The 15450-nt window shown below is 50.8% G+C and carries 12 protein-coding genes; 3 read left to right on the top strand and 9 right to left on the bottom strand.

The window, feature by feature from the left end:
* Window positions 1-32: 32 nt before the first annotated feature.
* The 7 genes from trpA to cutA all read right to left on the bottom strand — a co-directional run bounded on the left by trpA (window position 33) and on the right by cutA (window position 6336).
* Entirely contained in the window at window positions 33-842 is an 810-nt protein-coding gene (gene trpA, locus ACBZ72_04340; protein ID XES78107.1) for a tryptophan synthase subunit alpha, read from the bottom strand.
* Window positions 839-2050: a tryptophan synthase subunit beta gene (gene trpB, locus ACBZ72_04335; GenBank protein ID XES78106.1), complete on the bottom strand. Its 1212-nt coding sequence runs from the start codon at window positions 2048-2050 to the stop codon at window positions 839-841. The genes trpA and trpB overlap by 4 nt, the downstream gene beginning before the upstream one ends.
* A gap of 33 nt (window positions 2051-2083) precedes the next feature.
* Window positions 2084-2857, bottom strand: coding sequence for an indole-3-glycerol-phosphate synthase (locus ACBZ72_04330; GenBank protein XES78105.1), 774 nt, complete (start codon window positions 2855-2857; stop codon window positions 2084-2086).
* Window positions 2850-3911: an anthranilate phosphoribosyltransferase gene (gene trpD / locus ACBZ72_04325; GenBank protein XES78104.1), complete on the bottom strand. Its 1062-nt coding sequence runs from the start codon at window positions 3909-3911 to the stop codon at window positions 2850-2852. Before trpD ends, ACBZ72_04330 begins: the two co-directional genes overlap by 8 nt.
* Entirely contained in the window at window positions 3908-4495 is a 588-nt protein-coding gene (locus ACBZ72_04320) for an aminodeoxychorismate/anthranilate synthase component II (GenBank protein ID XES78103.1), read from the bottom strand. The genes trpD and ACBZ72_04320 overlap by 4 nt, the downstream gene beginning before the upstream one ends.
* Window positions 4492-5949: an anthranilate synthase component I gene (gene trpE / locus ACBZ72_04315; GenBank protein XES78102.1), complete on the bottom strand. Its 1458-nt coding sequence runs from the start codon at window positions 5947-5949 to the stop codon at window positions 4492-4494. The genes ACBZ72_04320 and trpE overlap by 4 nt, the downstream gene beginning before the upstream one ends.
* A gap of 63 nt (window positions 5950-6012) precedes the next feature.
* A complete protein-coding gene (gene cutA, locus ACBZ72_04310; GenBank protein XES78101.1) occupies window positions 6013-6336 on the bottom strand; it encodes a divalent-cation tolerance protein CutA in 324 nt (107 codons plus the stop codon).
* A gap of 140 nt (window positions 6337-6476) precedes the next feature.
* Here cutA and ACBZ72_04305 point away from each other — a divergent pair, with 140 nt between their 5' ends.
* Window positions 6477-7439: an ATP-dependent 6-phosphofructokinase gene (locus ACBZ72_04305; GenBank protein ID XES78651.1), complete on the top strand. Its 963-nt coding sequence runs from the start codon at window positions 6477-6479 to the stop codon at window positions 7437-7439.
* A 41-nt stretch (window positions 7440-7480) separates the two neighbouring features.
* On the opposite strand, the gene ACBZ72_04300 is transcribed toward ACBZ72_04305, so the two are convergent.
* On the bottom strand, window positions 7481-8722 hold the full coding sequence (locus ACBZ72_04300) for a glycosyltransferase family 4 protein (protein ID XES78100.1): 1242 nt from the start codon (window positions 8720-8722) through the stop codon (window positions 7481-7483).
* Between the two features lie 239 nt (window positions 8723-8961).
* Here ACBZ72_04300 and ACBZ72_04295 point away from each other — a divergent pair, with 239 nt between their 5' ends.
* Together ACBZ72_04295 and ACBZ72_04290 are read left to right on the top strand one after the other, a co-directional pair.
* A complete protein-coding gene (locus ACBZ72_04295; GenBank protein ID XES78099.1) occupies window positions 8962-9420 on the top strand; it encodes a hypothetical protein in 459 nt (152 codons plus the stop codon).
* Window positions 9417-12185, top strand: coding sequence for a M64 family metallopeptidase (locus ACBZ72_04290; GenBank protein ID XES78098.1), 2769 nt, complete (start codon window positions 9417-9419; stop codon window positions 12183-12185). Before ACBZ72_04295 ends, ACBZ72_04290 begins: the two co-directional genes overlap by 4 nt.
* A gap of 356 nt (window positions 12186-12541) precedes the next feature.
* Here the strand turns inward: ACBZ72_04290 and alaS are convergent, their stop codons facing one another.
* Window positions 12542-15346: an alanine--tRNA ligase gene (gene alaS / locus ACBZ72_04285; GenBank protein XES78097.1), complete on the bottom strand. Its 2805-nt coding sequence runs from the start codon at window positions 15344-15346 to the stop codon at window positions 12542-12544.
* Between the last annotated feature and the right edge of the window lie 104 nt (window positions 15347-15450).

Raw genomic sequence — 15450 nt, 5'->3', positions numbered from 1 at the left:
TTGAAAAAACCACATGGAAAAAAAGGAGAAAGCTATTTGTGGGTGGCTTGTTTGAGGTTTCGGGCGGTTTCTTCAAGCGCTGCATACATCTTTTCAGGGTTACCCTGATTTTCGCTGATGAGGTTGACAAACACGCTGCCCACGATGACCCCGTCAGCGCCTGCTTCAAGGATTGCTTGGACATGCTCAGGCTTGGAAACCCCAAACCCGACAGCCAACGGAATCCGCCCCGCCGTGAAAGGCAAAACCCGCTTGACAAGGCTTATGGTTGAGTCCGCAACCGAGCTTTTGGTACCAGTCACGCCAAAATGCGAAACCAAATACAGAAACCCTGAGGAGGCTTGAACGATTTTGGGGAGCCGCTGATTGGTTGTAGAGGGCGCGGCAAGGAAAATCTTGTCCACCCCCACCGCAGATGCAGCCTGCTGCAGTTCCGCGGATTCCTCCACAGGCAAATCAGGAATTATCACGCCGTCAACTTGATTTGTTTTTGCGGCTTCAAAGAACTTCTGTAGACCCATTTTGAAGACGGGGTTAAAGTATGTCATGGCAACAACAGGTAGGGGGTGCTTTTGTTTTATGGCTTTGACGATTTCAAGCACTTTTGTGGGGGTGGTCTGTGCGTTTAAGGCGCGTGTGCTGGCTGCTTGAATGGTGGGTCCGTCGGCGATGGGGTCTGAGAAGGGGATACCCAGCTCCAAGAGGTCTACGCCGCCTTTGATTAGGGCGTCAGCTATCTGCATGGTCTTTTCAGGTTGGGGGTCACCGCCCATCACGTAGCCGATTAATGCGCCCTCTTTTTGTGCCTTGAGTTTTTCGAAAACTTGGGTTATGCGGCTCATATTTTTGCCCCCATAAATTTCGCGACTGATTCCACGTCTTTGTCGCCGCGTCCCGACAGTGTCACCACAACGGTTTGCGTCGACTTCATTTGCGCCGCCAGCTTCATGGTGTATGCTAAAGCATGTGAGGACTCCAACGCGGGTATGATGCCCTCAGTCTGGGACAGCGCGAGGAATGCTTCAACTGCTTCTTTGTCAGTGACCGAAACATATTCTGCCCGCCGCAGCATGTTCAAAAACGAGTGTTCAGGACCCACACCGGGATAATCTAAACCTGCAGAGACGCTGTGGGTTATCTGGATTTGTCCCTCGTCGTCCTGAAGGACATAAGTTAGCATGCCGTGAAAGACGCCTTCAGAGCCTGCGCCCAGGGAGGCGGCATGTTTACCTGTCTCGATGCCTTGACCCGCGGCCTCTACCCCGAAAAGCTTCACTTCAGGGTTGTCTTCGAAGGGGAAGAACGTGCCCGCTGCGTTGCTTCCACCACCCACGCATGCAACCAAGGCGTCGGGAAGGTGCCCCACTTTTTTCTGGAACTCAGCTTTGAGTTCTTCGCCTATGACGCGTTGGAAGTCGCGCACCATCATCGGGTACGGATGCGGACCAACAACCGAGCCGATAAGGTAATGGGTGTTTTCAAGGTTGGTTACCCAGTCGCGGAAAGCTTCGTTTATGGCTTCCTTCATGGTTTTGCTGCCCGCATCCACAGGATGCACTTCTGCGCCAAGCAATCGCATGCGGAAAACGTTGAGCCGTTGGCGTTCCATGTCTTCGGTGCCCATGTAAATCTCCGCCTTCAACCCTAACACTGCCGCAGCCATCGCCGTCGCCACCCCATGCTGCCCCGCCCCTGTCTCAGCAATCACGCGGGTTTTACCCATCCGCTTAGCAAGTAGTGCCTGCCCCAGTGTGTTGTTGATTTTGTGGGCGCCTCCATGGGCAAGGTCTTCACGTTTGAGGTAGATTTTGGCGCCACCCACCTTACGAGTAAGATTCTGAGCGAAATAGAGCGGGGTAGGTCGACCTGCATACTCGCGTAAGTAATAATTGAGTTCTTCCTTGAACTTGCTGTCCGATTGGGCTTGAGTGTAGGCAGCTTCCAATTCGTTGACGGCTTGCATGAGCACTTCGGGAACAAAGCGTCCGCCGTACTTGCCGTATTTGCCATCGACGGGGTAGCTGCTCAGTTTTGGTTTTTCAATTTCCATTCAGTTTTCCTCCATCTTTAATTATCTTGAATGTTAGGCAGTCACGAGCTCCTTGACTTTTGCTTCAACATCAGAAGCCTGCATCACAGAGGAGCCAACAAGAAATGCCTGTGCGCCGCATTCGCGCAGAAAACGCAGGTCAGCTGCCGTGTTGACTCCGCTCTCACTCACGACGACTTTGCCGTTGTGGGGGCAGTTCGCCAGCACGTTCTTGGTAACAGCGAGGTCAACTTGCAGGGTTCCAAGGTTTCGGTTGTTGACACCCACAAGGTCTGCGTTGGATTGCACGGCGCGGCAGAATTCGTGCTGATTATGGGTTTCCAGGAGCACTTCGAGGTTGTTCGAATGTGCCTTCGCAATCATTTCGGGCAGTTCGAAGCCACAGTAACCCCGGTCAAACACCGCTTGGATGAGCAGGACAACGTTAGCGCCAAGTTTTGCGGCTGCCTCCAACTGTATAGGATTGACGACGATGTCTTTCATGAGCACAGGCAACTCCACTGCGCCGCGGACCAGCCTGAGGTTTTCCAGGGAGCCGTTGAAGTGTTTGGGTTCAGTTAAAACCGAGATGCCCACTGCACCGCCCCGCATCATGGCTTGGGCGACCGCTGCGGATTGGAAGTTTTGGCGGATGGTGCCTTTAGAGGGCGAGGCGCCTTTAACTTCGGTAATAACAGCCGTTTTAGCGTTTAGAATCGCCTCACGCATGCTTACCTGGACCTGCTCCACACAGGGAAGGCTCTGGTAGTAGCCTTCTGCCACGATTGCTTGCGCGTCTTTGGCAAGAACATCAAGAAAGTCAGGCATACCTCTGCTCCAACTCCTCAAGTTTTGCGGAATCACCGCCCGACCCCTTGACCAGCGCCTTGAGCTTATTGTAGGCGGCTCCGCTTTCAACTACTTCACGCGCTACCTCGACGCCTCCAAGCAGGTCGTCTGCTTTTCCGCCCACAACCAACGCCGCGGCGCTGTTGGCAAGCACGATGTCGGTTTTCGGGTCACCCTTCAACTGTTGCCCATACAAGATTTTGAAAAGATATTCTGCATTTTCTTGTGGTGTTGCGCCCAGCAAATCCGAGAGCGTAGCCTGCGGTAAGCCTAAGTCTTGGGGGGACACGTGGCGGGTGGTTACGGTGCCGTCTTTGAGTTGGGCTATTGTGGTTTTGCCGACTGTGGATATCTCGTCTAAGCCGTCCACGCCGTGCACTACCATGGCTTCACTGCAGCCCAATCCCTTGAGCGCGAGAGCCAGCGGCTCGGCAAGTTCTGCGGAGTAAACACCAAGCACTTGCACATCAGCCGAGGCAGGGTTAGTTAGCGGTCCCAACACGTTAAAGACGGTGCGTATGCCCAGTTCCCGTCGGGGCGCCACTGCATACTTCATGGCGGGATGAAACGCAGGCGCAAACATAAAGCCAATTCCCACCTGCTCAATGACTGCCTTGACACCCTGAGGCTCCAAAGCCAAGTTAACGCCGAGGCGTTCAAGCACGTCGGCGCTTCCGCTTTTACTGGTCACCGCGCGGTTCCCATGTTTAGCTACGAAAACGCCTGCGCCTGCAGCCACAAACGCGGCTGCTGTGCTTACGTTGAAGGTTTTGAGTTTGTCTCCGCCTGTGCCACATGTGTCCACAAGACGACCCCCCACTTTGGGTGAGATTCGGGTGCAGTTATCCCGCATAACCTGCGCAAACGCCACCAACTCCTCAACGGTTTCGCCTTTCATGCGTAGCGCTGTTAAAAACGCGGCGATTTGGGCGTTGGTGGCTTGTCCAGTCATGATTTCCTCCATGGCTGAGCGCGCGTCTTGCGGGTTCAGGTTATTGCCTTCGATGAGGGCTCGTATTGTTTGCACAATCATGGCGCGTTGCCCTCAAGAAAGTTTTTGATTATGAGTTTGCCGTCTTCGCAAAGGATGGATTCAGGATGGAACTGAACTCCCTCGATGGGGTACTGTTTGTGTCGAACGCCCATGACTTCACCGTCATCCACTGCAACCGCTGTTACTTCGAGGCAGTCGGGGATGGTGTCCTGCTCCCCTGCCAGCGAGTGGTACCGCGTCGCTGTGAACGGGTTCTCGACGCCGCGGAAGAGTCCTTTGCCGTCGTGTTTTATGACGCTGGTTTTTCCGTGCATGAGGCGTTTGGCGGAGACGACTTTGCCGCCGAAAGTTGCGACGATGCCTTGATGCCCCAAGCACACGCCCAAGGTGGGTACGGTTGGGCTGACTTGTTGCAGTACTGCTTTGCAGACGCCAAAGTAATGCTCATCCTCGGGGTTGCCTGGTCCTGGGGAGATGACTATGCGGTCGGGTTTGAGTGCCTTCACTTGAGTGAGGGTAACTTGGTCGTTGCGGTAAACAACAACTTCGGTTCCGAGTTCTCCCACGTACTGTACGAGGTTGTAGACAAATGAATCATAGTTGTCAATAACTAGGACCTTCATTGGGTGCTGCCTCCTTCGCATGCCTGCAGTGCCTTCATGGGCGCGCCAGCTTTATGTTCGGTTTCAAACCACTCACGCTCAGGAACAGAGTCCGCCACGATGCCTGCGCCTGCCTGCACAAACGCGCGGTCCTTTTCGGCAAAGAGGGTTCGGATGGTTATGGCAAAATCCATGTTGCCGTTGTAACTGAAGTAACCCACAGCACCCGCGTAAGGTCCTCGACGCGTGGGCTCAAGCTCCTCAATAATTTCCATGGCGCGAACTTTAGGTGCCCCCGAAACAGTGCCTGCGGGGAAAACTGCGCGCAGGGCGTCATAGCAGTCATATTCATCTGTAAGGTCGCCGATCACTCGCGAAACAATGTGCTGCACGTGACTGTAGCGTTGCACCTGCATGAATTGGGGCACACGAACGCTGCCAAATTTGGAGACCCTGCCTACGTCGTTGCGGGCTAAATCCACCAGCATCACGTGTTCGGCGCATTCTTTGGGGTCAGCCAAAAGTTCGCGTGATAGTCGCCTGTTTTCAGCTACGTCGGCTGTGATGGGGCGGGTGCCAGCGATGGGGAAGGTTTCGACGGTGCGGTTTTCGACACGCGCCAGCATTTCGGGGCTGGAACCCACAATTTGCCGGTCTTCGGCTTTGTAGAAGTACATGTAAGGTGAAGGGTTAATGGCGCGTAATGCCCGGTAGAAAGCGGTGAGGTCACCTTTAAAGCGCATGTCGAAACGTTTGCTAAGAACGACTTGGAAAATGTCACCTTGGGTTACATATTGTTTGGCGGTTTCGACGGCTTTCTCGTAGCAGTCTTTGGAGACGTTTACGTTGGGCGGGCTAACACTGAGTTCTGGCGGTTCTGTGGTCTGGCTAAGCAGTTCTTCAACCTCTTGCAACCGGTTTTTGCCATAGTAATAGTAGTAGGCACGTTTCTGTTTGTGGTCAAAGACAATACCGTCGTCAAAGACGCCCATCTCCACGTCGGGGAAATTCAAGTCGTCAACGGTGGAGGTAGGTAGTTTTTCCCAGTAGCGGATGGCGTCGTAGCTGATGTAGCCCACGGCGCCCCCTGCGAAGCGGAAGTCCTTGTTGGCGGTTGTTCTGCCTGCGAGTGCCTGTTTGATGACTTGCAGTGGGTTGGTGGTTTCTTGTTTGGTTTCGTGTCCGGTTTGGGGGTTGCGGGTGGTGGCGGTTCCGTTTTTTATTTGGATGGTGAGTTGAGGGTCAAATCCGAGGAATGAGAATTGTGCGAGTTTTTTGGGTCCTTCGATGGATTCGAGCAGGTACGCGTGTGGGTAGTGTTTGTAGAGTTGGTTGAAAATGTCGAGGGGGGATTTTTTGAAGGGGATTTTTTTGAAGCTTAGAGGGTTGACTAAGTTACTGGTTGTTTGTATTGTTGTGGTTGGCGTTTGGTCGCCAAAGACGATACCCCATTTTGTTGTTCTCCTATGGTTCACACTTATACTCAAATGCGCTATTTAAGGCTTGTCTGCACACAAACGTACGTTTGCAATGTGTTGTCACCGCTTCAACGATTGCCCCAACCAACTCAAATAATCTGCCGAACCAGCAATAATAGGCAACGCCAGCACCTCAGGAACCTCATAACTATGCAGCACCAAAATCCTCTCCGACAAAGCCTCAAACAAGTCCAGCCGCGACTTCATCAAAACCAAAAACTCCTCCGCTTGCTCCACCTTCCCCTCCCAACGGAAATGAGACGAAACTGGCCATACAATGTTTGCGCAGGCAATCAGTTTCTCTTCAAGCAGCGTTTGGGCAAGGGTTTCTGCTTCCTGTTTACTTGCCGCCGTCACAAGCACAACGATGTACTGGTTCTCCACAAGGTTCACCAATTAATACTTGTAGGGGTTTCAAAAAAGCTTGCCGCTGCAGATTTTTGATGCGTCAAGTTTATTTTCCAACACCCATTAAGCATAACGTGACGTTCTTAAACAGCTAGGAGTAGAGGTAGTTGACACATATGAAAACCATTGGCGTAGTAACCACAGGTGGAGACGCACCCGGAATGAACGCCGCCATCCGAGCCGTCACCCGAATTGGTGCTCAAAAAGGCGTACAGGTGTTGGGGTTTGAACGCGGCTGGGAAGGCGTAATCACCAACAGTTTCAGACATTTAACGCCCCGCTCTGTAGGCGGAATCGTCCAGCTAGGCGGAACCATGCTACACACGGCGCGTTGCCCCGAATTCAAAACCATAGAAGGCATGCAAAAAGCAACGCACACATTAAGCCTTAATCATGTGGAGGGACTAGTGGTTATAGGCGGCGACGGCTCTTTTCGAGGCGCGCTTGACTTAAGCAAACACTGCGACACGCTAATGGCAGGAATCCCCGCCACCATAGACAACGATGTTTACGGAACCGAAGAAACCATCGGATTTGACACAGCGGTAAACACGGCGGTTGCCGAAATTGACAAAATCCGAGACACAGCCATCAGTCATGAACGCATCTTCATCGTGGAAGTCATGGGCAGAGAAAGAGGCTTCTTGGCGTTGACAGTTGGGATTACGGTGGGCGCTGAGGTCATTCTTGTTCCTGAAAGCCACTGTGAGTTATCCATGGTTGTGGATACCCTTCTCGAGAATAGTCGTAAAGGCAAAAAAGCAGGCATAGTCGTCGCGGCGGAAGGCTGCGGGAGAGTTAGTCAACTTGCCCACGAAATCGAGACGCAAACAGGCTCCGAGGTCCGCCTGAGCATTCTGGGCTATGCCCAAAGAGGAGGCAGCCCAACCGCGCGCAGCAGACTTTTGGCAAGTGTTTTTGCTGAAAAAGCCGTCAACCTGCTCTGTGAGGGGCAAGGCAACCAAGCGGTGGGACTGCAAAATGGAAAAGTGGGCAGCATGCCCCTTGAGGAAGCCTGCAGCAAAACCAAACAGCTAGACGCTAATCTGCTCAAACTCGCTGACATGCTCGCAACATAAATTAATTTTTCTTCTTTTTCAAGTTGTTTTTGGAAAGAAGGTTAGGGACGCATTGACTCATAGATTTTGAGGGTTTCGTCAGCGACTTTGCGCCAAGTGAAAAACTCCAAAACCCGTTTGCGCCCATTTTCACCCCAAACACGGGCATTTTCGGGGTTACGCAGGGTTTCTTTGATGCCCCAAGCAATGTCGGCGGGGTCCTCGCCATTTATGTGTAAGCCACACTGGTCGGGTCCTGAAGTAATAACCTGCTCGCGAAAACCCACCACGCCGCGGGCACCCACAACGACGGGTTTCTCCATGGACATGGCTTCGAGGCTGACAATACCAAAGGGTTCGTAGGTTGAGGGAAAAACGCACATGTCTGCCGCCGCATAATGCAAGATGCGTTCGCTTTCAGGAACAAAGTCAAAGCGGTACACCACGTTGTTTTTGATGTTAAGGCGTTCAGCAGTTTCCACGATGTCTCGTTGCTCTTCACCCTTGCCCAGAATCACCAGCTTAGTTTTGGGGAATTCTTTAAGCACCGTTGGCATGGCTTGCAAAATGTTGCGCACGCCCTTCACCCAGGTCAATCTGCCCACGTAAAGAACCATATTCCAGTCATCAGGAATGCCGTACAGCTTTCGAATGCTTTGCACTTCTTCTTTGGGGTATAGGCGGGGGTCGTAACGTTTGGTGTCCACGCCGTTCCAGACCATGCTGATTTTGTTTTGCGGCCACCCGTGCTGAATAAGGTCGCGTTGCATTGCGTAGCTGACGGTGATTATGCGGTCGGCGTTTTGTGCCATGGCGCTTTCAAAGTGGCTGACCACTTCGGAGCCTTGACTACTGCTTCTGCCCCACTCCGTGCTGTGGGCATGAAAAACTACAGGGATGTTTGTTTCGTTTTTCACAACCAAGCCGGCGATGCTGCTGAGCCAGTCATGAACGCAGACGACGTCAAAGTCGTATTTTTCTTTCTTGATTAGTCCATTGATGAATTTGGTGGCGCTAAGGATGTTATAGGTGAAGATGTCACTGAAAAGTTTGATGTTGGTGCCCCATTTTTTGAGGTCGTCAGTTACGAAGAAGGGAAAAACGTTGCTGGCGTCGGCAATTAAGGGGCGGTGAACTTCGACGCCGCGCAGGATTTCGCGGGTTTTCAGGTTGCCGGGGTTGAGGGTAAAAACGGAAACGTCGTGTCCAATGTCAACGTATTCTTGCGTTACGTATTCTGCGTAAGTTCCTAAACCGCCAACGAGCGCTGGCGGATACTCCCAAACGAAAAACCCAATTCTCAAAACTTTTTCACCTTGTTTATCTTTCAAAATATTGTCTGATACATATTTATAGATTCTCAAGGATTTGAATTGATTGCCTGAGTATATTAATACTTCCGCCTCAAGAAGGTTTAAATCATGCGGCATGACACTACATTCGTGCGCTATTTTCCGAAGACAAATGTTTCAAATTTTTTAATATGAAACCTTTGATGTCTCAATTTAGCGCATCATGAGCACTTAAAGGAGAATTATGAAAAGTGGAAAAGAAAGATAAAAATTCCCAACCCAAAAAGCCACTTTCACATAACGCACTTCGCCTGACTTTTGAATACGACCGAGACAAAATACGCTTAGTTAATCGGCACAGCGTTAACATGATTGTTCCGCCCCCCACCACAACGCCGCTGACTGAAAAACACAGCGGATTCTGGATTGAGATTAAAGACAGCGAAGGAAAAGTCCTTTTTTCACGCGTTGAATACAACCCGATACAATACGACACTGAGATTTTCTTGGGCACAGCTAACAAAAACATAGTACGTCGACCCATCTTACATCCACAAGGAACCTTCGTGTTGCTTGTTCCAGATTTGCCAGAGGCAGAATCGATTGACCTTGTTAGTAGCCCACTAGACGCAAAAAGAGCACATGAACCTGCGAAGAAACTCGCCAGCTTCGCTTTAAAAGAAAAACGACAAAAGGGGGACACACCATGACCACATCTGACGGATACATAATTGGCACAACAAAGGTTGTGGACCATGGACCAGCGTCGCTACGCTACAATTTAGTGTTTTTGGGTGATGGCTATAGCGCATCAGAGATGACCAAATACCATAATGACGTCCGAGACGCCATTGACGGAATCTACGCAACAGCGCCATTCAATGAACTTTGGTGCGGAATAAACGTCTACCGCGTTGACGTAGTCTCAACAGATAGCGGAATTGACGACCCCGCAAGTTGCAGCGACGGCAGCGTAGGTTCAGGAGCAAGTGTACACACATATTTCGACGCAACAACCTGTGGGGATGGAACAGTTCGTAGATTAGTGACAATAAATAACGCCTCTGCATTTGCAGTAGCAAGTGCACAAGTTCCCCAATTCCATATGGTGTTTGTTATAGTCAATACGTCATTAGGTGGCGGTTCTGGAGGAGCAGTTGCTAAATTCACAGCAAGTTCAGGAATTGAATGCGCAATTCATGAAATGGGGCATACCGCGTTTAAACTTGCAGATGAATATCCATACTATCAGGGATGTAATTCAGGTGAACTGGGGCATGATCACTATTCTGGAGGGGAACCAACCGCAGCAAATGTCACGAAGGACAGTAATGCAACAAACAAATGGGATGATTTGATTGCAACAACGACACCAACCCCTACAACTACAAATGCAGACTGCACAAAATGCGATACGCAAGGAAACCCCGTAGCCCCAGATACCGTTGGAACTTTTGAAGGCGCATATTATAATCACTGCGGAATTTTCCGCCCCCAATATAACTGTAAGATGCGGAATCTGGGCGTACCCTTCTGCGCTGTCTGTGAACGGGCCATACGACAAACCTTAGCGCCTTTTCAGCCAGCCGAATACATAACACTTTTAACCCCAAGCATCTCCTTCACAGATATTCCTGAAGGCATCGGCGGAACAGGCATTACAACCTTTCGAGCAATAGTTTTTGAGATTGTCAATTATACCCCAAAAACACTAAATATCCTTTCAGGTCCAACAAGCGGCTTTGGCACACCTTTTGGGACATCCATTGTTGTCCCTCCACCGAAAACCACACCCGTCAACAAGGCTCAAATCTGGCTTTCTTATACCTCCACCACCGCAGGCGCAACAAGTTCAGGCACCGTTACAGTTCAATGTGCAGAAACGGGACAAACGTGGGTCATCAACATAAACGCGAATACAGTTTCTCGACCAAAAGCAGCGGTTGTACTGGTCTTAGACCGTTCGGGCAGCATGATTGAAGACGCAGGCGATGGAGTAATTAAAGTAGAAAAATTAAGAGAAGCCGCAAACCTCTTCGTAGATGCCATGTTGGAAGACGACTCCATAGGAATTGTCCGCTTCAATCAAGCCGCTGACCTTCTTATGCCGGTCACACAAGCGGGACCAGAAATGACCGGCGCGGGGCGCTCAACAGCAATAGGGCACATAGCAAGCTCCGAGTTGGACCCAAACGGAACAACTTCCATTGGAGCGGGAGTTGTTACCTCAAAACAGGCTCTTGACGCAAGCCAAGCGGGCGCCTCAACGCCTTTTGATGTTCTCGCACAACTAGTTCTCACGGACGGCAAAGAAAACACGTCACCTTACCTATCACAAATAAGTTCCAGTATAACAGCAAACACTTTTGCGATTGGTCTTGGAAATCCCGAAAACATCAGCACTGCTGCTTTGAATGCTTTGACGCAGGGACACAATGGATATTTGCTTATAACAGGAACTTTGACGTCGGATCAGGAGGCGCTGCTTAAAAAGTACTTCCTTCAAATTCTCGCGGGCATCACAAGCGCTAACGTAATCTTGGATCCCCATGGAAATCTTGACCCTGGCGTAGAACATCGTATACCCTTCAACGTAATTGAATCCGATAACGGTATAGATGTTTTCCTGCTGTCCCCTGTTGCTCCAATTATTGATTTCCAGCTTGAAACACCCAACGGAAAACTCGTTACCCCTTCAATGGTCGGCGGGTCCTCACCTGTTAAATTCGTAAGCAAAAACAATTTCAGTTACTACCGAATCGTACTGCCTGCAATACACAGTGACCCCAAAGGCAGCCACAACGGCACATGGAAGGCAATAATCAAGCTTGACCAAAACAAGTTACGTTCTACCGACGTAGATTCTTCTCTGAAAAAAGCAGTCCGTAAAGGGCACTTGCCCTACGATTTAATTGCTCATTGCTATTCAAACCTGTTCTTCGCAGTCAAGGTTCAACAAAAAAACTTTGCGCTGGACACGGATGTTTGGGTTTTTGCGAGCTTGAAAGAATATGGCGTGCCAGTTGAGAAGCGTGCGAAGGTTTGGGCAGAAGTAACATTACCCGATGGAAGTCAGCTGGAACTTAATTTGGAGGAGTATGCACCAGGTCAATTTCAAGGTCGCTTGAGAACTACGTTGTCTGGGCTTTACAAGTTGCGCGTTAGAACAATGGGCGAGACATTGTACGGGTCTCAGTTTTGGCGTGAACAAACCTTGACTGCTGCAGCATATTTTGGCGGTGACTCAAAGCCAGACGGTCAACGGGATAATGAACAGAGGTTATGTAAACTGTTTAGGTGTTTGATTGACAACGAAGCCATAGATGACAAAATGATTAAACAACTGCAACGGTTGGGATTTGATTTCAAGAAAGCAACCAAGTGTTTCGAAGGATACTGTAATGACAGTAATCCAATAGCGGAAGACTCAGAGACAAAGAAAGAAGCGGCGTTTAAGAAAAAAGTGAAAAAGTAGATCACAACACTAACCCAAAAAGGAATACGCTACGCGCGACAAACCCATTTTCTTTTTCTGGTAGATTTTTTATGAAATCACGGATTTTTGGCGTTCTAGCAAACAAAGAAACCAATCTACTCAGGACAAATCAGGGAAAATCTTCACTTCCAAAACAGCGTCTACTTGTCGCCCCAACAAAAAACTCCAACCAGAGCAACAACCAACGCCAAAAAATGCCTTTTCATACCATCTGACACCATATTTAATCGTTTTAAGACGCAACAGGAAGACTTTTCAAGTTCTAAATTGAAAAAGCAACCTCAAACAACCCCCGCCAAAACACGAAGAGGAGAGCTGCTTAAGGCAAAAAAGGGTTATGACTGAAGCTGCTTTTTGACGGCTTCTTCAGCAGTTTTAACCGCATCCGCAAGTTTGTCAGGTTTGGTTCCGCCACCCTGCGCAAAATTCGGTCGCCCACCACCGCCACCTCCGAAAACAGGAGCAGACAGCTTAACCACATCGCCGGCGTTCACGCCCTTTGCCACGGCTTCGTCGCCTGCCATTACAAGAAGTTTTGCGGTTTTCTGGTCTGCACCGTAGAACAGGATAGCGGTTGCTTGGTTGCGTTTGATGATTTCGTTGGCGGTCTGCACCATGCGGTTTACGTCCGCGTCGGCGCCAAAGTCCCGTTTGACCAGTTTCACTCCTGAAACGTCTTCGGCTTCAGCTTGAGATTCCGCCAACGCGCCGCTTTCTTTGGCTGCAAGCTCTTTAAGCAGCTTCTTCTTATCCGAATTAGCTTCTTTCAACTCACGAACCATGCGCTCAGCAGTTTTATCCGCCTTCTCGATAGGCGCGTTTAGTGTCTCGGCAACCTTCTGCAACAGGGTTTCCTGCCTCTGAACTGCTTTTACTGCAGCCATGCCAACCGCGTAAACCAGCCGCTCCACACCATCCTGCACCCGCTCGGTGCTGAGGATTTTGACGTAGCCGATTTCGCCTGTGCTTTTCAGGTGCGTGCCCGCGCAGGCTTCCACGTCCCAGTTGCCCGTTTTCACCACGCGGATGTCTTTGCCTGGAACTGCGCCGCCTTGGTAGAGGCGGAATCCGTAGCGTGCTTCGGCTTCGTTACGCGGGTACCAGGTGGTTTCCACGGGCATGTTTGCCAGCACTGCCTCGTTGGCGAGTTGCTCGATTCGGTGCACTTGCTCTTGGGTTAACCTGCAATAATGGGAAATGTCTAACCTTGTGCTTTCGACGCCTTTTTGGGTGCCACTTTGCCAAACATGCTCCCCAAGAACGCGCCGTGCAGCCCCGTTAATTAGGTGCGTGCCCGTGTGTGCCTTCATGAGAGAGTAGCGTTTCTCCCAATCCAGTATCCCGTGCACATTGGAGCCTTCGGTGGGTAGGGGGTTTTCGGTTTTGACTTTGTGCAAGACAACTCTGCCGACCTTCTGCACATCCACAACTTCCGCCTGCACGCCACCGCCATAAGCGAAGTAGCCATGGTCAGCGGGTTGCCCGCCGCCTTCAGGGTAAAAGCAGGTCCTGTCCAGCACAACGTACTGTTCGTTGACGACTTTGAGGACTTTGGCGTTCCATTCCCGCATGTAAGGCTCAGGATAAAACATCAACTCTGTTGGCGTAAGCCCCTGAACCGCAACCTCCAACGCATGCTCCGCCGCAGGCTCCTCCTCCGTTGCCTTGTTTGCCTGCATGTGACGACCAGCCACCAAAGAGTAAAAGTTCTCGGGAACCTCAACCGCGACACCTTCAGCTTCCGCAGCTTGTTTCACAATTTCAGGGGGCAGCCCATGTGAATCATACAGCTCCGAAAGTGTTTCGTTGGAGATTTGGCAAGCGTTTTTCGCTTTAAGGTCGGCTGCGATGCGTTTGACCATGCCTTCGCCGCGTTTGAGGGTGTCTTCGAACTTTTCCTTCTCCATTTTGAGCATCTCGATGATTTCGCCGTGCATGGTTTTTATCTGTGGGAAGTCCTTGCCCCACAGCGCCACCTGCAAATCCACCACGTCAAACAAGCGGTCAATGTCCATGTTCAAGCCGAGTGCAAGACGGTATGCTCTGCGGAACAGCAGTCGCGCAAGGTAGCCTTCCTGAATGTTACTGGGAACTACGCCTTCGCTGAGCATGAAGCAGAGGGTTTTGGTGTGGTCGGTTAGTGCCCAGGCGTTCTCGATTGGGATAAGTTGTTTTTCCAGCGTTTGCAGGTCAATGCCTGTTAGCTGGGATACGCGTTTGCGTAGTACCATGCGGTTTGCGGTTTTGTCTACATTCACCAAGCCGGAGTATTTGCCGACTTTTGCGAGAAACTCGTTGTCAACATTAGTGATTCCTGCCAGCGAGTAAACCTTCTCTAGCATGTCGCCGTAGATGGCTTGAAACAGGCTTGGAGTACCTTGGCTTATCCACGTGAAGCGGTCAATACCGTAACCAGTGTCTACGGTGCGTATGGGCAACTCCACAAACTCGTCGCCTACAACCTTGTACTGCATGAACACCAGCGTGCCCACTTCCAAGCCGCGCACGATGCATTCCACATCGGGGCCAGCGTTTCCTCCGCCAACCCAGACACCTTCCTTGTAGATGACTTCGTCAGATTTGATGCCCAAAACCTCAGTGGCAAACTGCTGATGCAAACGCGCTGTTTGGTCCTTCCAGTAAACCTCCTTGTCGGGGTAATTGAAGGCGTGTGCGCCGCCCATTTCAAAAATGGTCAAGTGCCTGCCGAAGGTTGGCCCTGTGTTGGGGATGTCGGTGAGGCGGATGCTGGGTTGCGAAATCACGAGCGGATTTGCTGGCGGCGGCGAGATGCCCTCAGTAACGTAGGGTTGAAAGTCAATGATGCTGGCGTGGGTGAGGTAGATGTCGCTTCGCCAACGCGCGACCACAGGGTAGGGTTTGATGCGGGTGTGACCGTTCCGCTCAAAGAAGCTCAGGAAGGCTTCACGCATTTCATGCAAGGAGAATGGTTTGCTTGCAGCGGGGTTACCTATGAAGGTGTAGCAGCCACATTCATCGCTGCTGGCTTCGCCGCAGGTTTCCATGTCTGGGTTTTGGGTCCAGAAGAAGTCGCCACATCGAGGGCACTTTTTGCGGATAAACCCCTCCTGTTTGAAGAAGGGCAAAGCATAATGTTCCGCTGGGAAACTTTTTGACATCGTAGGCACCATGAACTGAGATTTGATGGTTGGGTTTACGAGCACGCAAGATTTAAAGCATTTCTGTAATTCGAAGACAAAGCGCCACTTGCCCGCTTCTTCTT

It is taken from the genome of Candidatus Bathyarchaeia archaeon, from assembly GCA_041447175.1.
In the GTDB taxonomy this organism is placed as follows: domain Archaea; phylum Thermoproteota; class Bathyarchaeia; order Bathyarchaeales; family Bathycorpusculaceae; genus JADGNF01.
Note: the sequence above shows the minus strand (reverse complement) of the source record. Positions and strands in the feature narration are given on the sequence as shown.

What these genes read in the sequence shown, in the direction of transcription:
- trpA (XES78107.1), bottom strand. Translation starts at nt 842, where the DNA reads ATGAGCCGCATAACCCAAGTTTTCGAAAAACTCAAGGCACAAAAAGAG.
- alaS (XES78097.1), bottom strand. Translation starts at nt 15,346, where the DNA reads ATGTCAAAAAGTTTCCCAGCGGAACATTATGCTTTGCCCTTCTTCAAA.
- trpD (XES78104.1), bottom strand. Translation starts at nt 3,911, where the DNA reads ATGATTGTGCAAACAATACGAGCCCTCATCGAAGGCAATAACCTGAAC.
- trpB (XES78106.1), bottom strand. Translation starts at nt 2,050, where the DNA reads ATGGAAATTGAAAAACCAAAACTGAGCAGCTACCCCGTCGATGGCAAA.
- ACBZ72_04290 (XES78098.1), top strand. Translation starts at nt 9,417, where the DNA reads ATGACCACATCTGACGGATACATAATTGGCACAACAAAGGTTGTGGAC.
- ACBZ72_04320 (XES78103.1), bottom strand. Translation starts at nt 4,495, where the DNA reads ATGAAGGTCCTAGTTATTGACAACTATGATTCATTTGTCTACAACCTC.
- ACBZ72_04305 (XES78651.1), top strand. Translation starts at nt 6,477, where the DNA reads ATGAAAACCATTGGCGTAGTAACCACAGGTGGAGACGCACCCGGAATG.
- ACBZ72_04330 (XES78105.1), bottom strand. Translation starts at nt 2,857, where the DNA reads ATGCCTGACTTTCTTGATGTTCTTGCCAAAGACGCGCAAGCAATCGTG.